This is a genomic window from Pseudomonas sp. SL4(2022) (assembly GCF_026625725.1).
Lineage (GTDB): Bacteria > Pseudomonadota > Gammaproteobacteria > Pseudomonadales > Pseudomonadaceae > Aquipseudomonas.
This window is the reverse complement of the sequence record NZ_CP113060.1, coordinates 2,439,527-2,462,409: the sequence shown is the minus strand read 5'-3', so window position 1 is coordinate 2,462,409 and position 22,883 is coordinate 2,439,527. Positions and strand designations below refer to the sequence as shown.

18 protein-coding genes are annotated in these 22,883 nt (G+C 62.1%); 13 read left to right on the top strand and 5 right to left on the bottom strand.

Annotation, left to right across the window (positions count from 1 at the left end; genetic code table 11):
• Positions 1 to 91: 91 nt before the first annotated feature.
• Positions 92 to 1,129, top strand: coding sequence for a bifunctional DNA-binding transcriptional regulator/O6-methylguanine-DNA methyltransferase Ada (gene ada / locus OU997_RS11595; protein ID WP_267806705.1), 1,038 nt, complete (start codon positions 92 to 94; stop codon positions 1,127 to 1,129).
• Positions 1,130 to 1,310: 181 nt separating this feature from the next.
• Here ada and OU997_RS11590 read toward each other — a convergent pair whose 3' ends face one another.
• Entirely contained in the window at positions 1,311 to 2,591 is a 1,281-nt protein-coding gene (locus OU997_RS11590; RefSeq protein WP_267806703.1) for an acetyl-CoA C-acetyltransferase, read from the bottom strand.
• Positions 2,592 to 2,774: 183 nt separating this feature from the next.
• Between OU997_RS11590 and OU997_RS11585 the strand changes: the two genes are divergently transcribed.
• On the top strand, positions 2,775 to 4,130 hold the full coding sequence (locus tag OU997_RS11585) for a 3-oxoacyl-ACP reductase (RefSeq protein ID WP_267806702.1): 1,356 nt from the start codon (positions 2,775 to 2,777) through the stop codon (positions 4,128 to 4,130).
• Positions 4,131 to 4,406: 276 nt separating this feature from the next.
• On the opposite strand, the gene speA is transcribed toward OU997_RS11585, so the two are convergent.
• The 4 genes from speA to OU997_RS11565 all read right to left on the bottom strand — a co-directional run bounded on the left by speA (position 4,407) and on the right by OU997_RS11565 (position 8,689).
• Positions 4,407 to 6,320, bottom strand: coding sequence for an arginine decarboxylase (gene speA / locus OU997_RS11580; RefSeq protein ID WP_108486862.1), 1,914 nt, complete (start codon positions 6,318 to 6,320; stop codon positions 4,407 to 4,409).
• A gap of 124 nt (positions 6,321 to 6,444) precedes the next feature.
• Positions 6,445 to 6,816 (bottom strand): translation initiation factor Sui1, encoded by a 372-nt coding sequence (locus OU997_RS11575; RefSeq protein WP_267806699.1) that lies wholly within the window; start codon positions 6,814 to 6,816, stop codon positions 6,445 to 6,447.
• Between the two features lie 259 nt (positions 6,817 to 7,075).
• Positions 7,076 to 7,612 (bottom strand): NUDIX hydrolase, encoded by a 537-nt coding sequence (locus tag OU997_RS11570; RefSeq protein ID WP_267806698.1) that lies wholly within the window; start codon positions 7,610 to 7,612, stop codon positions 7,076 to 7,078.
• A gap of 3 nt (positions 7,613 to 7,615) precedes the next feature.
• Positions 7,616 to 8,689, bottom strand: a complete 1,074-nt coding sequence (locus OU997_RS11565; RefSeq protein ID WP_108486860.1) for a DUF2333 family protein — start codon at positions 8,687 to 8,689, stop codon at positions 7,616 to 7,618.
• Between the two features lie 317 nt (positions 8,690 to 9,006).
• On the opposite strand from OU997_RS11565, the gene OU997_RS11560 reads away from it, so the two are divergent.
• From OU997_RS11560 to purH, 11 genes are all read left to right on the top strand, one after another.
• Complete coding sequence (locus OU997_RS11560) at positions 9,007 to 10,626, top strand: response regulator (RefSeq protein WP_108486975.1); 1,620 nt, start codon at positions 9,007 to 9,009, stop codon at positions 10,624 to 10,626.
• Between the two features lie 154 nt (positions 10,627 to 10,780).
• Positions 10,781 to 12,745, top strand: coding sequence for a methyl-accepting chemotaxis protein (locus OU997_RS11555; protein ID WP_267806696.1), 1,965 nt, complete (start codon positions 10,781 to 10,783; stop codon positions 12,743 to 12,745).
• A gap of 137 nt (positions 12,746 to 12,882) precedes the next feature.
• The gene (locus OU997_RS11550; RefSeq protein ID WP_267806695.1) at positions 12,883 to 14,649 is read left to right on the top strand and encodes a protein-disulfide reductase DsbD; all 1,767 of its coding nucleotides are present in this window, start codon (positions 12,883 to 12,885) and stop codon (positions 14,647 to 14,649) included.
• Positions 14,650 to 14,769: 120 nt separating this feature from the next.
• The gene (gene aroQ, locus OU997_RS11545) at positions 14,770 to 15,219 is read left to right on the top strand and encodes a type II 3-dehydroquinate dehydratase (protein ID WP_108486857.1); all 450 of its coding nucleotides are present in this window, start codon (positions 14,770 to 14,772) and stop codon (positions 15,217 to 15,219) included.
• Between the two features lie 22 nt (positions 15,220 to 15,241).
• Positions 15,242 to 15,703: an acetyl-CoA carboxylase biotin carboxyl carrier protein gene (accB, locus tag OU997_RS11540; RefSeq protein WP_108486856.1), complete on the top strand. Its 462-nt coding sequence runs from the start codon at positions 15,242 to 15,244 to the stop codon at positions 15,701 to 15,703.
• A gap of 17 nt (positions 15,704 to 15,720) precedes the next feature.
• On the top strand, positions 15,721 to 17,070 hold the full coding sequence (gene accC, locus OU997_RS11535) for an acetyl-CoA carboxylase biotin carboxylase subunit (protein WP_267806693.1): 1,350 nt from the start codon (positions 15,721 to 15,723) through the stop codon (positions 17,068 to 17,070).
• 323 nt (positions 17,071 to 17,393) lie between these two features.
• Positions 17,394 to 18,272, top strand: coding sequence for a 50S ribosomal protein L11 methyltransferase (prmA, locus tag OU997_RS11530; protein ID WP_267806691.1), 879 nt, complete (start codon positions 17,394 to 17,396; stop codon positions 18,270 to 18,272).
• A 74-nt stretch (positions 18,273 to 18,346) separates the two neighbouring features.
• Positions 18,347 to 19,690, top strand: coding sequence for a DUF3426 domain-containing protein (locus OU997_RS11525; RefSeq protein ID WP_267806689.1), 1,344 nt, complete (start codon positions 18,347 to 18,349; stop codon positions 19,688 to 19,690).
• Positions 19,691 to 19,869: 179 nt separating this feature from the next.
• Entirely contained in the window at positions 19,870 to 20,868 is a 999-nt protein-coding gene (dusB, locus tag OU997_RS11520; RefSeq protein WP_108486852.1) for a tRNA dihydrouridine synthase DusB, read from the top strand.
• Positions 20,865 to 21,185, top strand: a complete 321-nt coding sequence (gene fis / locus OU997_RS11515) for a DNA-binding transcriptional regulator Fis (RefSeq protein ID WP_108486851.1) — start codon at positions 20,865 to 20,867, stop codon at positions 21,183 to 21,185. The genes dusB and fis overlap by 4 nt, the downstream gene beginning before the upstream one ends.
• A gap of 74 nt (positions 21,186 to 21,259) precedes the next feature.
• Positions 21,260 to 22,867, top strand: coding sequence for a bifunctional phosphoribosylaminoimidazolecarboxamide formyltransferase/IMP cyclohydrolase (purH, locus tag OU997_RS11510; protein ID WP_267806687.1), 1,608 nt, complete (start codon positions 21,260 to 21,262; stop codon positions 22,865 to 22,867).
• The last annotated feature ends 16 nt before the right edge of the window (positions 22,868 to 22,883 follow it).

The window sequence follows — 22,883 nt, the reverse complement described above, 5'->3', positions numbered from 1 at the left end:
TCGCGATCGTTACCTGCTATTTGAAAGTCAGATATGCATTGGCAGTACCTCCAGCACAGCCGACAATCGGTTCAGGATCAAGGAGGCGCCCATGCTCGATTCAGACCTTTGCTGGCAGGCCGTCTGCACGCGTGATGCCGCGCAGGATGGACGCTTTGTCTTCGCCGTGCGCAGCACCGGCATCTATTGTCGGCCCAGCTGCCCGGCACGGCGACCCAAGCGGGAGAACGTGAGTTTTCATGTCGATGCTGACGCCGCCGCAGTCGCGGGCTTTCGTCCGTGCCAACGCTGCTCGCCGCAGGGACAGAGCCCGGCCGAGCAATTAGACGCGCTGGTGGTGGCCGCCTGTGAATTGCTCGACCACAGCGAACAGCCGCTGACCCTCGCCCAGCTAGCCGCCCGCATCGGCGTGTCCGCCTCGCACCTGACACGCGCCTTCAAAGCCCGCACCGGGCTGACCCCGAAGGCCTGGTGTGAGGCGCAACGCCGCGCGCGCCTGGAACAGCAGTTGCCGACGGCAGGCAGCGTGCTGGACGCCGCGCTGAACGCCGGCTACTCCAGTACCCGCGCGTTGTATCAGCAGGCGGCAGCTCTGAGTCCAGCGCAACGACGTAAGCAGGGTGCGGGCGAACAGCTGCGCTACTGCATAGCGCCCTGCCCGCTCGGCCACTTACTGCTGGCCAGCAGCGCCAAGGGCATCTGCGCGCTGCTGTTTGGCGACGATCCGGCTGCGCTGCAACATGAGCTGCTGCAACGCTTTGCCGCCGCCGAACTGCACCGGGATGACGCCCGCCTGGGCGATAGCTTGCGCCAGGTGCTGGCGCAGATCAGCGAGCCGCAACGCGCAGCTCAATTGCCGCTGGATATTCGCGGCACCGCGTTTCAGCAACAGGTGTGGCGCGCCCTGCAACAGATTCCGCTGGGGCAGACGCGCAACTACACCGAACTGGCCGTACAACTGGGCAGCCATCCCCGCGCCATAGCACGCGCCTGCGCCAGCAACCCGCTGGGCCTGCTGGTGCCGTGCCACCGGGTCATTGCCAGCAACGGCAGCCTCAGTGGCTACCGCTGGGGGCTGGCACGCAAAGCGGCGCTGCTTAAGCAGGAAACCAGCGGCGACACGCAATAGCGCTGTCTGCAAACGACATAAATGGCAGAGAACCATTTTTAGCGTCGCACAGCGACGGCCCGGAGGGTGGCCGCCAGGGACGACAGGCCATAAAAAAGAGCGGCGCCACCTACGTGGGCCGCTCCAAATCACGGAGTTGCATACATCAGCCCCTGCACAGCGTACGGGAGCTGCTGTTTGATTACTTTTCCAGGATCGCAGTCACACCTTGCCCACCCGCCGCGCAAATTGAGATCAAGCCACGCCCCTCCTGCGCCACCGACAGTAACTTGGCCAGGTTGGCGACAATGCGCCCGCCAGTGGCGGCAAACGGATGCCCCGCCGCCAGCGAGCTGCCCTTGACGTTCATTTTGCGGCGGTCGATGGAGCCCAGCGGCGCATCCAGACCCAGGCGGGTCTTGCAGTAGTCGGCGTCTTCCCAGGCCTTGAGGGTGCACAACACCTGGGCGGCGAAGGCCTCGTGGATTTCGTAGTAGTCAAAGTCCTGCAGGCTCAGCTTGTTGCGCGCCAGCAGGCGCGGCACGGCATAGGCAGGGGCCATCAACAGGCCTTCCTTACCCGCGCCGACAAAATCCACGGCGGCGGCTTCGCCGTCCTTCCAGTAGGCCAGAATCGGCAAACCACGGGCTTTGGCCCACTCCTCACTGGCCAACAGCACCAGGGATGCGCCATCGGTCAGCGGCGTCGAGTTGGCGGCGGTCAGGGTGCCGCGCGGGCTGCGCTCAAAGCAGGGCTTGAGGGTGGCGAGTTTTTCCAGGCTGATATCGGCGCGCAGGTTCTGGTCGCGGGTCAGGCCACGGAACGGCGTGAGCAGGTCGTCGTGCCAGCCTTCGGCATAGGCGGCAGCGAGTTTCTGGTGGCTGGCCACGGCCAGTTGGTCCTGCTCATCACGGGGGATCGCCCAGGTTTGCGCCATCAACTCGCAGTGTTCACCCATCGACAGCCCGGTGCGCGGCTCGCCATTACGCGGAATGGCCGGAGCCAGGTGGCGCGGGCGAATCTGCAGCAGGCTCTTGATCTTCTCGCCCGTGCTCTTGCCTCGGTTGGCCTGCAACAGAATCTTGCGCAGCCCTTCGTTCACGCCGATCGGCGCATCCGAGGTGGTGTCGACGCCGCCGGCAATGCCGCACTCGATCTGCCCGAGCGCAATCTTGTTGGCCACCAGCAGCGCGGCTTCCAGGCCGGTGCCGCAGGCCTGCTGCAGGTCATAGGCCGGAGTTTCCGGGGCCAAACGCGAGCCGAGCACGCATTCGCGGGTCAGGTTGAAGTCGCGCGAATGCTTAAGCACCGCACCGGCCACCACCTCCCCCAGACGTTCGCCATGCAGGTTGAAGCGCTCGACCAGGCCATCCAGTGCGCAGGTCAGCATCTCCTGGTTGCTCGCGGTGGCGTAGACGGTATTGGAGCGGGCGAACGGAATACGGTTGCCACCAACAATGGCGACGCGACGCGGCTGGGTCATGGACGACTCCTGAACAGAGAAGGGGGCTAAGAACCGGTTCTAATAAGTGACGCACAGGCTAACCTGTCGCGGCAGTGTGGCATTGGCCGCCTTGCCGGCACAGCAGGCGGATGCGGTCAATTGCGCATTTCTGTGGGCTGCGTAGAGTGGGCGCACTTTTGATCCATGCGCAGGAGCCGTTTCATGTCAGACCGTTATCTCGCCTTTGCCAACTCCACCTCAGGTCGCCGTTTGGTCAGTGCGCTCGGCCTGCCCGCGCCGCTGCTGCTGGAGCGTTGGATGGCTGGACGCAGCCGGCCGGTCGACGGTGCTCTGCTGCTGGGCGGCGACGGCAGCCTGGCCAGCGCGGTGCGGCCCTTTGCGCACAAGCTGACCGACGCCCTGTATGCAGCTCGCGAAGGCCAGCTCGAGCTGCCGCGCTGGACCGCCGAACACAGCCCCAAGCTCAAGGCGCTGGTGTTTGATGCCAGCGGGCTGACCCGCTTTGAGCAGCTGATTGAGCTGCGCGACTTCTTCCAGCCGGCCTTCAAAGGCTTGGATAAATGCCCCCGGGTGGTGGTGCTGGGGCGTGCCCCGGAGTCACTGAAAGACCCGATTGCCGCCAGCGTGCAGCGCTCGCTGGAAGGCTTCACCCGCTCGCTGGGCAAGGAAATCCGCCGTGGCGGCAACGTGCAGCTCATCTATGTCGGCAAAGGCGGCGAAGCGCAGCTTGAAGGCGCGTTGCGCTTCTTCCTCTCGCCGAAAAGTGCGTATGTGTCGGGTCAGGTGCTGCGTTTGAACGCCTGCAGCGAGCAGGTCAAGGACTGGACTCGCCCACTGGCCGGCAAGAAGGCGTTGGTCACCGGCGCTTCACGCGGTATTGGCGCAGCCATCGCCGAAACCCTGGCCCGCGACGGTGCCGAGGTGGTGCTGCTGGACGTGCCACCGGCCAAGGATGCCTTGGATGCCCTCGCCGCACGCTTGGGCGGGCGCGGCCTGGCCCTGGATATCTGCGCCGATGATGCCGCCGCGCAGCTGATCGAAGCGCTGCCAGACGGCGTGGACATCGTCGTGCACAACGCCGGCATCACCCGCGACAAGACCCTGGCGAAGATGACCGACGCGTTCTGGAACTCGGTGATCAACGTCAACCTGAATGCCCCGCAGGTGCTAACCCAAGCCCTGCTGGATGCCGGCAAGCTGCACGACAACGGCCGCGTGGTGCTGATCGCCTCGATCAGCGGCATCGCCGGCAATATGGGCCAGACCAACTACGCAGTGAGCAAGGCCGGGGTGATCGGCCTGGCCCAGGCCTGGGCGCCGACGCTGGCCAAACGCGGCATCAGCATCAACGCGGTGGCGCCGGGCTTTATCGAAACCCAGATGACCGCCGCCATCCCACTGACCATCCGCGAAGCCGGCCGGCGGATGAACTCCATGGGCCAGGGCGGCCTACCGCAGGACGTTGCCGAAGCCGTGGCCTGGTTCGCCCAGCCAGGCTCGGGTGCCGCCACGGCACAAGTTTTACGCGTATGCGGACAAAGTCTACTAGGGGCTTAATCGCCCCCGGATTGCATCCGGGCTACGGTTTTTAATCAATGTCAGCAGATAGCAAAAGGCCCCGCAGTGCGGGGCCTTTTGCATTCAGCGCGAGCTTGTACCTGCTCAAGCTCTCGCGAGCTAGAACACTACAAGGCGCTACGTTAGTAACAGCCTTCGGCTGGTCAAAACGGCGAGGAAGCGGAGTGTACTGTTGTACATGAGCATTCCGACTGGGCTCGCATCCGAGCCTGTTTTTAACGCAGTAGTGCCGACGCGCAGCAGATCGATTGTTCCCTAGGACGACAGGTAAGACGAACGGGTCAGCCCAAGACGCAATGCATCGAGGAACTGCGTGCGCTCGCGCGGGCTGATCTTGGCGCTGGCGACCTTATCGCGGTAGTGGTTCATCAACTCCTCCGGTGACAGGTGCACGTAGCGCAGCATGTCCTCGATGGTGTCGTGGGTCTCGATACCGGCGTGGTAAACGCTGCCATCCGCGTTCTGATAGATGTTCACCGAATCGGTGTCGCCGAACAGGTTGTGCATATCACCGAGAATTTCCTGGTAGGCACCGACCAGGAAGATCCCCAGTAGGTAGTCCTCGCCCTCGCGCACTTCGTGCACCGGCAGGCTGGTCTCGATGCTCTGCTCATCGACGTACTGGCGGATCTTGCCGTCGGAATCGCAGGTCAGGTCCTGCAGCACAGCGCGGCGCAGCGGCTCTTCGTCGAGGCGGTTGAGCGGCAGAATCGGCAGCACCTGGCCGATAGCCCAGGTGTCCGGCAAGCTCTGGAACACCGAGAAATTGCAGATGTACTTGTCGGCCAGCTTGTCGTTCAGCTCATCCAGCACCTGACGGTGCGAACGCTGACGGGCTTTGAGTGAGTTGTGCAGGCGGCGGCACACGGCAAAATAGCACTGCTCGGCCAGAGCCTTTTCGGTCAGGCTGAGTTTACCGTCGGCGTACTGAGTGGCCACGTCGCTCATGTAGTGGGTGGCGCGCCAGTAGGTCTCGGTGACCATCTCGATATCGGTCGGGCCGAGCAATTCAACCAGGTAGCGCACGGTTTCCGGCAGGCTGGTGACATCCTCGATACGCGGAATCTCGTCGTTGTGTTTTTCCACATCGGTGACCTGCACCACCAGCATGGCGTGATGCGCGGTCAGCGAGCGGCCGCTTTCCGAGAAGATATGCGGATGCGGCAATTCCTGAGCGTCGCAGAACTCCTTAAGCATGCCGACCACGACACCCGCGTAGTCATCCATGTCGTAGTTGATCGAGCTGGCATTGCGCGAGTGTGTACCGTCGTAATCCACGCCCAGGCCACCGCCGACGTCGATATGGTCGACCGGCAGGCCCAGACCACGCAGCTCGCCGTAATAGCGGATGGCTTCCTTGAAGCCGTGCTGGTAGTCGGACAGGTTGGCGATCTGCGAGCCCATATGAAAGTGCAGCAGGCGGATGCCCTGATCCAGCCCCGCCGCGCGGAAGCGCTCGACCACCGACAGCAGCTGCGCCGCCGACAGGCCGAACTTGGATTTTTCGCCGCCGGTGTCAGCCCACTTGCTCGAGGCCAACGAGGACAGGCGCACGCGCAGACCGACCTGCGGCGCCACTTTGAGTTCGGCGGCTTCGTCGATCACCAACTGCACTTCGGATTCTTTCTCGATGACAATAAACACGTTGTGACCGAGCTTCTGCCCCATCAGCGCCAGCTTGATGAACTCGCGATCTTTGTAGCCGTTGCAGACGATCGTGCCACCTTTTGGTGCCAGCGCCAGCACCGCCATCAACTCCGGCTTGGAGCCGGCTTCCAGGCCGATGGAAACGTTCTGCGTGGCGATGATGTTCTCCACCACCGCTTCCTGCTGGTTGACCTTGATCGGGTACAACGCGGTGTAGCGGCTCTGGTATTCCAAGCGTGCAATGTTGGCGTCGAAGGCACCGGTCAGCTGACGCACGCGGTCTTGCAGGATGTCCGGAAAGCGCACCAGCAACGGCAGCGACAAACCACTGGAACGCAGCTCATCGAGCTGCTCGTAGAGGTCAATCGGCGTGCTCTGCGGGCCATTCGGGCGCACCTCGACACAGCCCTTGTCATTGATCGCGAAGTAACCCGCGCCCCAATGGCGAATACCATAGACACTGCGGCTGTCCGCTACGGTCCACTGGCTGCCGTCATCTTTGCGTGTGCGTCGTGCAGACATCGAAGTCTCCCTTGCTGGCGATAGTGGCCTTGGCCGTGCCAAGACGCGTACAAAATAAAGTCGGAAAATGACGATTCCTCAGCTGTGACACGAAGTCCGCTGAGGAAGTTTAGAAAAGACGGGATCAGCCGCCGGACTTCTTGGCTTTGAAACCGTGCTTGATCAGTTCGGCGAGCAACAGTTCGACGTGGTCACCCTGAATCTCGATCACGCCATCCTTGAGCGAACCGCCGCATCCACAGCGTTTTTTCAGGGCACTGGCAAGATCCTTGAGCGGATCCTCGGCCAGCGGCACTCCGCTGATGGTGGTGACGGTCTTGCCGCCGCGGCCTTTGGTTTCGCGGCGCACACGGGCAATGCCGTCACCGGCAGGAATCTGGGTCTGTTTGCAGGTGCAGGCGTCCACCGGTTGACAGCAATCGGGGCAATGCCGACCGCTGTCAGTGGAATACACCAGGCCGCTGAGAGCGGCGAATGAAGAAGCTTTCTTGACCACCGGTTTGTCCTCGAAGGGGTCAGGATAGCGACTGGTCGACACCGCGTGGCGGCATCGACCGCGAAGCCCCACTCTGGCAGGGGCAGCGCACCCCAGCGCGATGGCCGGGGCTTGAAGGCGGCGCAGTGTAACGGCAAAAAGCGCAGCTGCTAAGTGTAAAAATGCGCCATTAATCGGCGGATTGGCGACGCTGTGCGGGATGCCGAACGAAACGTCCAAATATCCTGCACAAAGCCAGTAACGACGAGGGTTTTCCGGTTCAGCCAATGGCTGCCAGGTAGCGCTGCAAGGCGGCCAACGAGTCGGGGCAATAGGGCATGTGCCGGGTTTCGGCCAGCGCTTGCTCGATGGAGATAAAGCGCGCTTCCAGGACCTCTTCCGGCTGCAGCTGCAGCGGCGCATCGGACACCGCCGAATAGGCCATGCACCACAGCCGACTTTCCGGGGCGTCATAGAAGAAGTGCGCATGCTCGATCAGCGGTACATCACGAATGCCCAACTCTTCTGCCAGCTCGCGGGATGCCGAGTCGGCATAGCTTTCGTCTTCCAGCACCATGCCGCCGGCTGCCACATCCCAGTAACCGGGGTACAGCGCCTTGCTCAGGGTGCGCCGATGCACGCACAGCAGCCCGGCACTGTTGAACAGCAGGATATAGGTGCCGCGACCGATCAGGTGCCGTTCGCGTAGCTCACTGCGCAACACGCCACCCAGCGGCCGATCCTGCTCATCGACCCAGGCGATGCGCTCGGCATCAGAGGCTGCGCGGTGCGCCAGCTCAGCGTCAGACCAGACCACCGATCAGCCCTGGGACAACAGTTGGCGCAGGTCGATCAACCCGGCATTGGCGCGCGAGATGTAATTGGCCATGACCAGTGAATGGTTGGCCAGCAGACCATAACCGCTGCCGTTGAGAATCATCGGACTCCACAGGGTTGCCTGCGCAGCCTCCAGCTCACGGATGATCTGCCGCACGCTGACAGTGGCGTTCTTCTTCGCCAGCACATCGGCAAAATCCACCTCGATGGCACGCAGCAGATGCGCCAGTGCCCAGGCCTGACCTCGCGCTTCATAGAACACGTTATCAATCTGCAGCCATGGCGTTTCATAATTCACGCCCTCGACAAAATCCGGCGGTGCTGCCCCGTTATTCTGAGCAGGATCAACCACGGCCGTGTTCAGGCGCACTTGACCAACGCTCGCTGACAGGCGCTGCGACAGTGAACCCAGGCGCGTTGCCGCATCACCCAGCCAGTTGTTCAAGTTGTCGGCACGGGTGTAGAACTGAGCATTGCCCTGGGTCGGATCGCTCAGGCGTGCGAGGTAACGATCAAGCGACTTGATGCCTTCGGCGTACTCAGCTTCGGAGGCCGGCAGCGCCCAGCTCTTGTTGTCGAAGTGGAAGCGTGGCTCCGCCTTGACCAGATCCGGGTCTTCGGTGGACTGTGACTGCGAGCGGGTGAAGTCTTTGCGCAGCGCTCGGGACATGTCGCGCACCTGCACCAGAACACCGAATTCCCAGCTGGGCATGTTGTCGAGCCACAGCCCCGGTGGTGCCAAGTCGTTGGACAGGTAACCACCCGGTTTGTCGAGCAATGTGCCTGCGACCTGCTTGAGGGTTTCCACCGTGGTGTAGCCGTTGACCAGTTTGCGCCCGCTCAACTCGGCACTGGCTTCTGCCTGCTGCTGCACGGAGAACTGCACCGGCTCCTGGCTCCAGTACCAGCCCACCACCAATGCCACAACCAGATAAAGCCCCAGCAGGCCACCAACAGTACGGGTGGCCCAGCCCCCAGCGAAGTAGCTGCGAACATTGTCCACTGAGCCTGCGGCGCCATCTCGCGCATCAGCAGTACGGTTCTTCCAATCCAGCATGGCCTTGTCCTTTTACTCAAGTGGCGGGAGCGTATGAGCGCTGCCGCGCCTGGCGATGATTTCAAGCAACTGCTCGTTCGACCACAACTTGCAAGCAGGGTTGCGCAACGGTCAAGCACTATAAGGTATGCATGTCATGCTGCGCAGTGGCGGGCGACAAACTTAGCGCCGGTTGTGTGTATTGGTGTATCTGTGAACGCCTAGACAGAAGGCCGACGTCAATAGATCGACGGCTCTAGCATTAACTATTGCCGGTGTTAGCATTGCTAGCACTAAGCCATCACCGTCGGCAGATGCCGCGCAACCGAACCCAGGCCATGACAGAACAAGAAGACCCCAGTCGCGATCGCCTCAAGCAACACTTTGCCCAGCGCGTGATCAACCAGGCGCGCCAGGTCTTGGAGGTCTGGCAGCGCCTGCAGCGCAGCGAGTGGAGTGACGCTGGGATGAGTGAGCTGCGTGAAGCGACGCAGTTGCTGCAACGCTATGCCGAACGTTTCGATCAAGCCGAACACAGCCAGCTGGCCCAGGAAATCGACAGCTGCCTACAGTTAGTGACCGAAAACCGCGGCCGGCTCAACAGCGTACTGATCAGCCAGCTCAACCTGTTACTGCAGCGCCTGTCACGCACCGGTCTACGCCACGGGGATCGCTTCGAACAGACGCTCCTGCCACCGCTGCGCAAGCCGGTCTATCTGGCGCTGCAACACCTGGAGCGGGCCGAACAGCTGGTGCAGCGCCTGGAGTTCTTCGGTATGAACGCCATTGCCCTGGACAGCGCCAATGCGTTTCGCAATGCGATTCGTGAACGCCACCCGGCCGCCATCATCATGGATGTCGACTTTTCCGGGCCGGGCTGCGGACTGGAACTGGCGCAAAGCGTACAAGACGGCCTGGCTGACAAAATTCCGCTGCTGTTCTTCAGTGCTGAAGACACTGACACCATGACTCGCCTGTCCGCCGTGCGCGCAGGCGGCCGAGAGTTTTTCAGCGGCAGCCTGGATGCCTCGAACCTGTTCGAGCGCATCGAGGTGCTGACGCATATTTCCCAGTACGAACCCTATAAGGTGCTGATCATTGATGATTCGCGGGCCCAGGCCACACACACCGAGCGCGTACTCAACAGCGCCGGCATCGTTACCCGCACCTTGATCGAACCGATCCAGGCCATGTGTAACCTGGCCGATTTCCAGCCTGATCTGATCATCCTCGACATGTACATGCCCGAGTGCAATGGCACCGAACTGGCCCAGGTGATCCGCCACAACGACCGTTATGTCAGCGTACCGATCATCTACCTGTCCGCCGAAGATGATCTGGACAAGCAACTCGACGCGATGAGCGAAGGTGGCGACGATTTCCTTACTAAGCCGATCAAGCCGCGCCACCTGATCGCCACTGTACGCAATCGCGCCGCGCGTGCTCGCAGCCTCAAGGCGCGCATGGTGCGCGATAGCCTGACCGGCTTGTACAACCACACCCACACCCTGCAACTGCTTGAAGACGCCCGCTTTCGTGCCGAGCGCGACGGTCAGCCGCTGAGCTTTGCGATGATCGACATCGACTACTTCAAGAAGGTCAACGACACCTACGGTCATCCCATGGGCGACCGGGTGATCAAGAGCCTGGCGCTGTTCCTCAAACAGCGCCTGCGCAAGAGCGACCATATTGGTCGGTATGGCGGCGAAGAGTTCGCGGTGGTCATGCCCGATACGGATGCTGCCTCGGCGCGCCGCGTTCTCGATGACATCCGTCAGCGCTTCGCGGAAATCCAGTTCTCGGCACAGCCGCATGACCTGTCATGCACCTTTAGCTGCGGGATTGCTCAGCTGGCACCGCAACAGGACGGTAAACTGCTGTCACAACAGGCCGACCAGGCCTTGTATGTGGCCAAACACGGCGGACGCAATCAGGTTGCCATCTATCAGGGCACCTGAGGTAAGAACAGTCCGACGACAACCGTTGGGCGGAAAACCGTGACGCAGTTGGCGCAGTCATATAACGGTCACGAAAAAGCAATAAATTCCAAGGCCTAGCTGCCGCCTCGACGCTTGCGTGGTGGTCTGAACCGTTCGTTGTCGGTCGAGCCTTATGCGCCTCAAATCTCTCACCAATCTCAACACCCTGCTGCTGGTCACCGTCTGCGTGGCGCTGGCGGCAACGCTCTGGTGGTCGCAACGCGCCCTGGAACGCCCCTACCTGCTGATGGCTCGCTACCTGAGCCTGTCGCAACAGTTTCAAGCTGACGTGGCACAAAACATCAGCACCTATCTGGACAGTGGCGATGCGCTGCGTCACAGCGCCGCAATGCAGTCGTTAGGCAGCCTGGAACAAGCCCTGAGCGAGCTACCCGAGCAACTGGCCGCCGACCTGCGTCCCAGCCTGGTCGAACTCAGCACCTTCAGCGCCAATGACCTACTCGCCGCCGGCAAGCTGTCTGCCGATTCGCAGGGCCTGCTGCTGCAAGCCGAACGGGAAATGGACGCGACCCTTGAACAACTGGCGCAATACGCTGACAGCAGCACCGCCGAGGCCGCCGCCAAGTACCGCCGGCCGCTGTTCAACGCGGCACGTCACCTGACCCGCCTGGCCCATGCCCGCGATAAACTGGTACGCAGTGGTCGCAGTGAACTGGCCAGCGAGGTTGAGCGCGAACTGGCGGCGCTGGATAAACAGGCACAGCAACTCAATGATCTGCCGCTTCTGGGCGTCGCCGATGCCAGTGAGTCCTCCAGCAGCTCGTTTGCCGACCTGCTGGGCCTGGATGCCAGCACTGACAGCAGCCAGGCCGAAGACCGCGGCATTGCCCTCAAACGCGACCTGGGCAATCTGATTAAACGCTACCCAAGTGAGCTGCAACGAACCCGCAACCTGATCGAACAACGCAGCGCGCTGGCCAGTAGCACCCGCGTACAGGTCGACAAGGTGCACCAGGCCCTGGCTGCTCTGGAACCTCAAGTACGCGCCGAACACGGCCGCATTCAGGGCGAGGTTCAGTTGATTCTGGGCCTGATGATTGGCCTGATCCTGCTCATTGCGCTGATCATCGACACCCTCCAGCGTCTCCTGACCCGTGTCCTCACACGGCTGGTACCGGCACTTTCCGCCTGGGCTCAGGGTGACTTTGCCGACGATGTACGCCTTGATTCGCGCACGCGCGAACTGCGTGATATCGAGGAATCGCTCAACCGCCTGCGCACCTACCTGGTCAATCTGGTGGGAACCATTCGCCAGCATGCCGAACAGGTGGTCGGTTCCAGCCGCACCCTGGCCGACCTCAGCAGCGGCTTACACAACGGCGCCGAACGCCAGGTTGGCGATACCGCACAGATTCGCGACGCACTGGGCGATTTGCAGACGACCATCCAGCAAGTAGCCGGCGATGCCAGCCAGGCTGCAGATGCCAGCCGTGACGCCAGCCGCGCCGTCGAACAGGGCCAACAGGTGATTGGCAACAGCCTTACCGGCTTGCACGAACTGGTTGATGAAGTACAGGGCAATGCCCAGGCGATTGAGCGCCTGGCCGAAGAAACCGCGACCATCGGCAATGTCTTGACCGTTATTCGCGGTATCGCCGAGCAGACCAATCTGCTCGCCCTGAATGCTGCGATTGAAGCGGCACGGGCCGGCGAACTGGGCCGGGGTTTTGCTGTGGTGGCCGATGAAGTGCGCTCGCTGTCACAGCGTACCAGCGGTGCGACTGCGCAGATTCAGGAACTGATCGGCCGCCTGCAGCAGGCTGCACTGCAATCCGTGCAGGCCATGCGCACCCAAGTGGAGCACGCCGAAGCCACCGCCAGCCAGGCCGAAGCAGCCGATGGCGCGCTGGCCGAGATTGTTGCCGCGATCCGCACCATCGCCAGCATGGCCGAACGCATTGCCGACGCCACGGCCCAGCAGAGCGGCGCCGTCAGCGAAATTCGCGGGCACAGTGAGCGCATTCACCACCTCGGCGGTGACAACCTGCAGCGCATCGGCGAGGGGCGTAATCAGGGCGATCAGCTGCTGCAACTCGGCGGGCAGTTGCATACCGCCGTGCAGGCGTTCAGGGTCTAACTGACGGTTAACGGCCGCTGGCGCGGCAATCTGTCGCGCATCATACAGCCGGTAGACAAGACCGCTTACAGCCTGGACCGTGCCTTGAGCCTCCCGCCTCCGCTATGATGCGGCGATTCCCGCATCACGAGCCTGCCATGCACCGTTTTCTCAGCCTGCTTCTGCTTCTGATCGTATTACCGGCCAGCGCCGGCCTGTTCGACAAGCCGCCCGCCCCTGCACAATTCGGCGCGCCGCTGAACAACAGCGCGGACTTTCTGCCGGTACGCGAGGCGTTCAAGCTGAGCCTGATCAGCAGCTCCAGCGAGTCAGTAAAACTGCGCTTTGTCGCGGCCGAAGGTTATTACCTGTATCGGCACCGCTTCAGTTTCAGCAGCGAACCAGCCGATATAAGCCTGGGTCAGGCCGTTCTACCCGCCGGCAAAGCCAAGCATGACGAGTACTTCGGCGATGTCGAGGTGTATTACGAGGTGCTGGATGTCGAGGTGCCGGTCGATAACCCGGACAATCGCCCCTTCAACCTCAGCGTCAACTATCAGGGCTGCGCTGACAAAGGCCTGTGCTACCCGCCAGAAACCGAAGTGCTGGCTATTGGCGGCGGTGCAGCGACCAGCAGCGCCACGCCGAATGCCGCAACGCCTTGGAGCTGGACCGATCTGGCACTGTTCTTCCTCGGTGGCCTGGCGCTGACCTTGACCCCGTGTGTGCTGCCGATGCTGCCGATCCTCAGCGGTGTAGTGCTGCGCGGCCAGCCGGGCGGCCTGCGCAGCCTGGTGCTGTCGCTGGCCTACGTACTGCCGATGGCCCTGAGCTTTGCCATCCTTGGCGCATTGATGGGTCTGTTCGGTGCCGAACTCAACCTGCAGGCGCGCTTGCAATCACCCTGGGTGCTGGTGCCGTTTGCGATCTTCTTCGCCCTGTTCGGCGCGGCCAGCCTGGGCTTTCTCGAACTGCGCCTGCCGGCGGCCATCGACGGCCCGCTGCAGCGCCTGAGCCAACGCCTGCACGGTGGCACGATTATCAGCGCCGCAGCGCTGGGCGTGCTGTCCAGCGTGCTGGTTTCGCCCTGCGTATCCGCGCCACTGGCCGGTGCGTTGCTGTATATCAGTGCCAGCGGCGATGCCCTCGGCGGCGGTCTCAAGTTGCTGGCTCTGGGTCTGGGTATGGGCGCCCCCCTGGTGCTGTTCGCCGTCGGCGGCGGTGCTCTATTGCCGAAATCCGGGCCGTGGATGCTCACCGTGCGCAACCTGTTCGGCGCACTGCTGATGGCCGTGGCGATCTGGCTGCTCGAACGCGTGGTGCCCGGCCCCGTCAGCCTGGGGCTCTGGGGCCTGCTCGCAGCAGGCATCGCATTGTGGCTCGGGGTGCTGGAACTGACGCCGAAAACCCATCACCAGAAACTCGCGCAACTGCTCGGCCTGCCATTGCTGGTCTACGCCCTGGTGGCCTGGGTCGGCGCGCTGCAGGGCCAGGATGACCCGCTACGGCCACTCGGGCGGATGGTCAGCAGCGCCGAAGCCACTCAGGTGCAATCCGGCCAATGGCAAACCATCAGCACACCCGCCGAGCTGGATGCCGCTCTGCTTGCCGCAAAGAACAACGGCAAGCCACTGCTGCTCGACTGGTACGCCGACTGGTGCATTAGCTGCAAGGTGATCGAACGCGAAGTGCTCAACGCACCGGAGGTCGGCCGCCAGCTCGGCGACTATCAACTGGTGCGTTTCGACATCACCGAGAGCAACCCTGCACAACGCGCCCTGCTCGACCGCTACCAGCTGTTCGGCCCGCCGGCAATTCTGCTGTTCGACGCCAAGGGTGACGAATGGCTGGATTTACGTGTCGTAGGTGAGGTGGATGCGGCGACCTTTGCCGCCCGTCTGAGCACGGCGCGGGAACGCCTTTAACCTCCCGAGTCATATATCTGCCGCAATCTGCGGCCATCGTGACGACTATTGCTGAGAACTGGACAGCCCCGCGCTGTCGCGGCATAGTCCTGCGCAGTAGAAAAACAAGGATTAAGGACCATGGCGACCTTATTGGTACTGCACGGCCCCAACCTCAACTTGCTCGGCACTCGCGAGCCAGGGGTTTACGGCGCCGTCACTCTGGAGCAAATCAACCTCGACCTGGAACGCCGTGCGCGTGAGACAGGCCACCATCTGCTGTACCTGCAGAGCAATGCCGAATACGAACTAATTGATCGTATTCACGCCGCGAAAGGCGAAGGTGTCGACTTTATCCTGATCAATCCTGCCGCTTTTACTCACACCAGCGTCGCATTACGTGACGCATTGCTGGCAGTGAGCATCCCATTCATCGAAGTGCATTTGTCCAACGTGCACAAACGCGAAGCTTTCCGCCATCACTCCTACTTTTCCGATGTTGCGGTGGGAGTGATCTGCGGCCTTGGCGCCAGCGGTTACCGACTGGCATTGGAGGCTGCACTCGAACAACTTGAACTTAAGCGCCCCTGACCTCACCGGGAGTTGAACCACTATGGATATTCGTAAAGTCAAAAAACTGATCGAGCTGCTGGAAGAGTCCGGTATCGACGAGCTGGAGATTCGCGAAGGCGAAGAGTCCGTGCGCATCAGCCGTCACAGCAAGCAGCCGGCCTTTATGCAACAGCCGATGTACGCTCAGGCACCTGCGCCTGCAGCTGCTCCGGTTGCGGCAACACCGGTCGCCACTGAAGCAGCAGCTCCGGCTGCCGCCAAGCTGAATGGCACCGTAGTGCGCTCGCCAATGGTCGGCACGTTCTACCGCGCATCCGGCCCAACGTCGGCCAACTTCGTAGAAGTCGGTCAGAGCGTGAAGAAAGGCGACATTCTCTGCATCGTTGAAGCGATGAAGATGATGAACCACATCGAGGCCGAAACCAGCGGCGTGATCGAATCCATCTTGGGCGAGAACGGTCAGCCGGTGGAATACGACCAGCCTCTGTTCACCATCGTTTGATCCACGGAGAGCCAGCGATGTTGGAAAAAGTTCTGATCGCCAACCGCGGCGAGATCGCCCTGCGCATCTTGCGCGCCTGTAAAGAGCTGGGCATCAAGACCGTCGCGGTGCACTCCACTGCCGACCGTGAACTGATGCACCTGGGCCTAGCCGACGAGTCGGTGTGCATCGGCCCGGCTGCTGGCGCGCTGTCCTACCTGAATATTCCGGCAATCATCAGCGCCGCTGAAGTGACCGGCGCGACGGCCATTCACCCCGGCTACGGCTTCCTCGCGGAAAACGCCGATTTCGCCGAACAGGTGGAAAACTCTGGCTTCGCCTTTATCGGCCCGAAAGCCGAGACCATTCGCCTGATGGGCGACAAGGTATCGGCCAAGGACGCCATGAAGCGCGCCGGCGTACCTGTGGTGCCTGGCTCTGACGGCCCACTGCCGGAAGACGAGGAAACGGCCCTGCAGATTGCTCGCGAAGTTGGCTACCCGGTGATCATCAAAGCCGCTGGCGGCGGCGGTGGTCGCGGTATGCGCGTGGTATACAAGGAAGAAGACCTGATCAAATCGGCCAAACTGACCCGCAGCGAAGCCGGTTCGGTGTTCGGCAACCCGATGGTCTATCTGGAGAAGTTCCTCGGCAATCCACGTCACGTGGAAGTCCAGGTGATCTCCGACGGCCAGGGCAACGCCATCCACCTGGGTGACCGCGACTGCTCGCTGCAGCGCCGTCACCAGAAGGTACTGGAAGAAGCGCCGGCACCGGGCATCGATGAAAAAGCCCGCGCCGAAGTGCTGCAACGCTGCGTCGATGCCTGCATCGAGATCGGCTACCGCGGCGCCGGCACCTTCGAGTTCCTTTACGAAGACGGCCGCTTCTACTTTATCGAGATGAACACCCGCGTGCAGGTTGAGCATCCGGTTTCGGAAATGGTCACCGGTATCGACATCGTCAAGGAGATGCTCAGCATCGCCGCTGGCAACAAACTGTCGTTCAAGCAGAGTGACGTGGTGATTCGCGGCCATTCGCTGGAATGCCGGATCAACGCCGAAGACCCGGACAACTTCATGCCCTGCCCCGGCAAGGTCAAGCATTTCCACGCCCCAGGCGGTAACGGTGTACGGGTCGACTCGCACCTGTACAGCGGTTACACCGTGCCGCCGCACTACGACTCGCTGATCGGCAAGCTGATCACCTACGGTAAGGACCGCGACGAGGCCATGGCCCGTATGCGCAACGCGCTGGATGAGATTGTGGTCGACGGCATCAAGACCAACGTGCCGCTGCACCGCGACCTGGTCCGTGACAAAGGCTTCTGCAAAGGCGGCGTGAATATCCACTACCTGGAGAAAAAACTGGGGATGGATAAGCACTAAACCGCAATGACCTGCTGCGCGTCGGCGGTACTGCGTTAAAAACGGCCTCGGAAAGCCGCTTGCGGCTAACGCACTTTAGTGCGGCCCCGAAAGGGCGAGCGAAGCGAGTAATGCTCATTTACAGACGTAAACTCCGCTTCCTCACCCGTTTTGCCTTGTCCCGCTCTAGCCCGCGCGGTCATGACTGAAATGCTAAACAAAGGCTGCCATTCGGCGGCCTTTGTCGTTTCTGCCAACCGCAAGCGGTGGCAGCTGCACCACCGCTTCAAGTAAGCTGCGCGCCAATTTGCGCCATCCCGCCACAACGTTCACGAGGTTTTCCCATGCCCTGGTTACAAGTCCGTCTCGCCATCACCCCGGAGCAGGCGGAAACCTACGAAGATGCGTTGCTGGAAGTCGGCGCCGTCTCAGTGACCTTTATGGACGCCGAAGACCAGCCGATTTTCGAGCCGGACCTGGGCACCACACCGCTGTGGTCGCACACTCACCTGCTCGCCCTGTTTGAAGCCGATACCGACGCCAACGCGGTGTTCGCGCACCTGCAGCTGCTGACCGACGCCGACTTGCCGGAGCACCAGGCCGAAGTGATCGCCGACCAGGACTGGGAGCGCAGCTGGATGGACGGCTTCCAGCCGATGCGTTTCGGCCAGCGCCTGTGGATCGTGCCGAGCTGGCACGCCGCGCCGGAGCCCGACGCCGTCAACCTGCTGCTCGATCCGGGCCTGGCCTTCGGCACCGGCACCCACCCGACCACCGCGTTGTGCCTGGAATGGCTGGACGGCCAGAACCTGCAGGATTGCAGCGTGATCGACTTCGGTTGTGGCTCAGGCATTCTGGCGATTGCCGCCCTGCTGCTCGGCGCGCCGCAGGCAGTCGGCACCGACATCGACATTCAGGCCATCGAAGCCTCGCGCGACAATGCCCAGCGCAATGGCATCGACGCCGCACGCTTCCCGCTTTACCTGCCTGAAGACATGCCGCAACAACCTGCGGACGTCGTCGTCGCCAATATCCTCGCCGGCCCGCTGGTGGCGCTGGCCCCGCAGATCACCCGCCTGGTCAAGCAGGGCGGCCGCCTGGCACTGTCGGGCATCCTTGCCGAGCAGGCTGACGAGGTTCGCGCGGCCTACAACGACACCTTCACCCTCGACCCAACCACCGATAAAGACGGCTGGGTACGTATCAGTGGCGTGCGCCGCTAACCGCCACAGCGCGCAGCTGCTGCATTAGCAAGCACTTGCGTTAGACTAGCCGCCTTGCTTAGCCGGATCACCGCATGACCCAGAGCTTCATCACCCAGTGCCCCCATTGCCGTACCAGCTTTCGCGTGAACCTCACGCAGCTGGGCGCTGCCCATGGTGCTGTGCGCTGCGGAGCCTGTCTGCATGTGTTCAATGCCGCGCAACAGCTGCGTGAGCAGGGCCAGCAACTGCCGCCGCCCACAGCGCCAGCCGCCGCGCCAACACCGACTCCACAGCCGAGCAAACCACCCGTGCCGCCCGCGCCACGCCCGGCAATGCCCAGTGCCGCGCCCGCAATACCGGCGGCGCCTGCCAGCAGTAAAACCGGCGATACGCTGTGGATTCATGACGACTTGGACCTCGACAGCCTCGACCTGGATGAAGAGTTGGCCAAGCTCGAAGCCCAGGAACAGCAACTGTCGAAACAGTTTCTGGCGATTGATAGCGCGCCCAAATACAGCGAAAACTTTCTCACCCCGGATCCCATCGAGCATGATCCGCACGACGAGCGCTGGGCCGAAGCACTGTTGCAGGATGAACAACCCAGGCCCACTGCCAGCTTGACCTTGCAGGATGAGCGGCCTCTCGACATGCCACCGCCAGCACCACGCGCACCCAGCCCGGCTGAACCGATTGCCGCCGTGCCGGAAACCTTTTCGCTGCCGGCAACAGAACCGCCGCTCAACCTCAACACCGCTGACCGCCGCGTGGCGCCGCCGGAACCTGAGATCGAACTGCATGCTGAGCACAAACCGTTCAGCGCACGACGCGACGACGACGTGCAAGCCACAGCCGCCACTAAGAAAACTCCACGCAACGAACCCGAATTGCGGGACGAGCACCTGTTCGAGCTAGACGACGAGCCGCTGCAGCTGGATTGGCAACAGCCGAAGAAACCCTGGGGGCGCTGGATCGGCTGGGGTCTGCTGAATGTGCTCGGCGCGGCTGCCCTTGCCGGGCAGTACGTGGCATACCACTTCAATGAACTGGCGCGCCAGGATCATTACCGCCCCTGGTTTGAGCAACTGTGCCCGGCTGTCGGCTGCCAGCTGCCCTCCAAGGTCGACATCGCCCAGGTCAAGAGCAGCAACCTGGTGGTACGCAGCCATCCGGAATTCAGCGGCGCCCTGATAGTTGATGCCATCCTCTACAACCGTGCGGCGTTCTCGCAGCCCTTCCCGCTGCTGGAAATGCGCTTTGCCGACATCAACGGCCAACTGCTCGCCAGCCGCCGTTTCAAGCCCAGCGAATACCTCGCTGGCGAGCTGGCCGGCAACGCGGAAATGCCGCCGCAGACGCCTATTCACATATCCCTGGACATCCTCGACCCGGGCACCCAGGCGGTGAACTACAGCCTGAGCTTTCACTCACCGGAATAGCCTGCAGCAGGCGTATTGCCTGACAATCTGCCACAACCAAACACTTGGCGATAAGCCAATAGCTGTTCAGAATTTGTTCAAAACGGCCTTTCTCAGGTCATCCAGAGCGGGTATCATGCCCACCCTTTTTCGCACTCTCCTAATTGTTCAACAGCACGTCTCTTGAGCAGGGAAGCCCTATGTCGGCGCTACGCATCGGCCCTTACACATTGCCAAACTCGCTGATTCTCGCTCCCATGGCGGGCGTCACTGATCAGCCGTTTCGCCAGCTGTGCAAGCGCATGGGAGCGGGTCTGGTGGTGTCGGAAATGGTCACCAGCGATGTGCGCCTGTGGAACACCCGCAAGTCGAGCCTGCGCATGATCCACAGTGGTGATCCCGAGCCCCGCTCGGTGCAGATCGCCGGCGGTGATCCGGAGATGCTCGCCGAGGCGGCGCGGCGCAACGTGGACATGGGCGCGCAGATTATCGACATCAACATGGGCTGTCCGGCCAAGAAGGTCTGTAACAAGGCCGCCGGCTCCGCCCTGTTGAAAGACGAAGTTTTAGTTCGCGAGATTCTTCAGGCTGTGGTCGCCGCCGTGGATGTGCCGGTGACCCTGAAAATCCGCACCGGCTGGGACCGTGACAACAAGAACGGCATCAGCGTGGCGAAGATCGCTGAAGACAGCGGGATTGTCGCCCTGGCCGTACACGGCCGCACCCGCGCCGACCTGTACATGGGCGAAGCCGAGTACGACACCATCGCCGCGATCAAGCAGGCGGTGTCGATTCCCGTGCTGGCCAACGGCGATATCGACTCGCCGCAGAAGGCCAAGGCCGTACTGGCTGCCACTGGCGCCGATGGCCTGCTGATCGGTCGCGCAGCCCAGGGCCGGCCGTGGATATTCCGTGAGGTCGAGCATTATCTGCGTACCGGTGAACAGCTCCCGGCCCCCAGCCTGCTCGAAGTGGAACGCATTCTGCTTGAACATCTGACTGCACTGCACGCCTTCTACGGCGATGTAATGGGCGTGCGGATTGCCCGCAAGCATGTCAGTTGGTATCTCGCAACCTTGCCGGGCGCGAGGGAGTTCCGCGCCCAATTCAATCGTCTGGACAGTACGGACGCGCAGTGCGCCAACGTTCGCGAGTTCTTCAGCGAGCGTAATAACAATGGAGAAGGGGTGGCCGCATGACGATGTTGACTGAGACTTTAGGAAGTGAAATGGCTCCCGTGAGTGACAACAGCAGCTTGAAGCAGCATCTCAATACGCCAAGCGAAGAGGGGCAAACCCTGCGCGGCAGCGTTGAGAAGGCCCTGCACAATTATTTCGCCCATCTTGAGGGCGCAGACGTCAGTGACGTTTACAACCTGGTGCTCACCGAAGTCGAGGCACCGTTGCTGGAAACCGTGATGAACTACGTCAAGGGCAACCAGACCAAGGCCTCCGAGCTGCTCGGCCTGAATCGCGGCACCCTGCGCAAGAAGCTCAAGCAATACGACCTGCTGTAATCCCGAATTCCCGAAAAGGGCGGCCCACATGAGCCGCCTTTTTTGCTGATATCCCTGCTCTGATGGATTCTGAAATGACCGACCAGACCACCCGCCTCCCCGTTCGCCGCGCCTTGATCAGTGTTTCCGACAAGACCGGCATCCTCGAGTTTGCCCGCGAGCTCGTCGCCCTGAATGTGGAAATTCTCTCCACCGGCGGCACTTACAAGCTGCTCAAGGATAACGGCATCGCTGCCGTGGAAGTGGCCGACTACACCGGTTTCCCGGAAATGATGGACGGTCGCGTCAAGACCCTGCACCCGAAGATCCACGGCGGCATCCTCGGCCGCCGCGCCCTCGACGGCGCGGTGATGGAGCAGCATGGCATCAAGCCGATCGACCTGGTCGCGGTCAACCTCTACCCCTTCGCCGCCACCGTGGCCAAGCCGGGCTGTGACCTGGCCGACGCCATCGAGAACATCGACATCGGCGGCCCGACCATGGTCCGCTCCGCCGCGAAGAACCACAAAGACGTGGCCATCGTGGTCAATGCAGGCGACTACGCCGGCATCGTCGAAAGCCTCAAAGCTGGCGGCCTGAGCTACGCCCAGCGTTTCGACCTGGCCCTGAAAGCCTTCGAGCACACCGCTGCCTACGACGGCATGATCGCCAACTACCTGGGCACCATCGACCAGAGCCGCGACACCCTGTCCACCGAAGACCGCGGCGCCTTTCCGCGCACCTTCAACAGCCAGTTCATCAAGGCTCAGGAAATGCGCTACGGCGAGAACCCGCACCAGAGCGCGGCGTTCTACGTGGAAGCGCAGAAGGGTGAAGCCAGCGTGGCCAGCGCCATTCAGCTGCAAGGCAAGGAGCTGTCGTTCAACAACGTCGCCGACACCGACGCCGCGCTGGAATGCGTGAAGAGCTTCGTCAAGCCAGCCTGCGTGATCGTCAAGCACGCCAACCCATGCGGCGTGGCCGTGGCTTTGGACAGCGAAGGCGGCATCCGCCAGGCCTATGAACTGGCCTACGCCACTGACACCGAGTCGGCGTTCGGCGGCATCATCGCCTTTAACCGCGAGCTGGACGGCGAGACTGCGAAAGCCATCGTCGAGCGCCAGTTTGTCGAAGTAATCATCGCGCCGAAAATCAGTGCAGAAGCCCGTGCCGTAGTCGCCGCCAAAGCCAACGTACGCCTGCTCGAATGCGGCGAATGGCCGGCCGAGCGCAGCGCCGGTTGGGACTTCAAACGCGTCAACGGTGGCCTGCTGGTGCAGAGCCGCGACATCGGCATGATCAAGGCCGAAGACCTGAAGATCGTCACCCAGCGCGCACCAAGCGAGCAGGAAATTCATGACCTGATCTTCGCCTGGAAAGTGGCCAAGTTCGTCAAATCCAACGCCATTGTCTATGCCAAGGGCCGCCAGACCATTGGTGTCGGTGCCGGCCAGATGAGCCGCGTCAACTCTGCGCGCATTGCCGCGATCAAGGCCGAACACGCCGGCCTGCAGGTTGCCGGTTCGGTGATGGCGTCCGACGCCTTCTTCCCGTTCCGCGACGGCCTGGACAACGCGGCGGCCAATGGCATCACCGCGGTGATCCAGCCAGGCGGCTCGATGCGCGATGCGGAAGTGATTGCCGCGGCCGACGAAGCGGGCATTGCCATGGTGTTCACCGGCATGCGTCATTTCCGTCACTGATTGATGGAACGGTGGA

Coding starts and splice junctions, on each gene's coding strand:
- OU997_RS11590 (WP_267806703.1), bottom strand. CDS start 2,591: ATGACCCAGCCGCGTCGCGTCGCCATTGTTGGTGGCAACCGTATTCCG.
- OU997_RS11585 (WP_267806702.1), top strand. CDS start 2,775: ATGTCAGACCGTTATCTCGCCTTTGCCAACTCCACCTCAGGTCGCCGT.
- speA (WP_108486862.1), bottom strand. CDS start 6,320: ATGTCTGCACGACGCACACGCAAAGATGACGGCAGCCAGTGGACCGTA.
- fis (WP_108486851.1), top strand. CDS start 20,865: ATGACGATGTTGACTGAGACTTTAGGAAGTGAAATGGCTCCCGTGAGT.
- ada (WP_267806705.1), top strand. CDS start 92: ATGCTCGATTCAGACCTTTGCTGGCAGGCCGTCTGCACGCGTGATGCC.
- OU997_RS11555 (WP_267806696.1), top strand. CDS start 10,781: ATGCGCCTCAAATCTCTCACCAATCTCAACACCCTGCTGCTGGTCACC.
- accB (WP_108486856.1), top strand. CDS start 15,242: ATGGATATTCGTAAAGTCAAAAAACTGATCGAGCTGCTGGAAGAGTCC.
- prmA (WP_267806691.1), top strand. CDS start 17,394: ATGCCCTGGTTACAAGTCCGTCTCGCCATCACCCCGGAGCAGGCGGAA.
- OU997_RS11560 (WP_108486975.1), top strand. CDS start 9,007: ATGACAGAACAAGAAGACCCCAGTCGCGATCGCCTCAAGCAACACTTT.
- OU997_RS11565 (WP_108486860.1), bottom strand. CDS start 8,689: ATGCTGGATTGGAAGAACCGTACTGCTGATGCGCGAGATGGCGCCGCA.
- accC (WP_267806693.1), top strand. CDS start 15,721: ATGTTGGAAAAAGTTCTGATCGCCAACCGCGGCGAGATCGCCCTGCGC.
- OU997_RS11550 (WP_267806695.1), top strand. CDS start 12,883: ATGCACCGTTTTCTCAGCCTGCTTCTGCTTCTGATCGTATTACCGGCC.
- purH (WP_267806687.1), top strand. CDS start 21,260: ATGACCGACCAGACCACCCGCCTCCCCGTTCGCCGCGCCTTGATCAGT.
- dusB (WP_108486852.1), top strand. CDS start 19,870: ATGTCGGCGCTACGCATCGGCCCTTACACATTGCCAAACTCGCTGATT.
- aroQ (WP_108486857.1), top strand. CDS start 14,770: ATGGCGACCTTATTGGTACTGCACGGCCCCAACCTCAACTTGCTCGGC.
- OU997_RS11525 (WP_267806689.1), top strand. CDS start 18,347: ATGACCCAGAGCTTCATCACCCAGTGCCCCCATTGCCGTACCAGCTTT.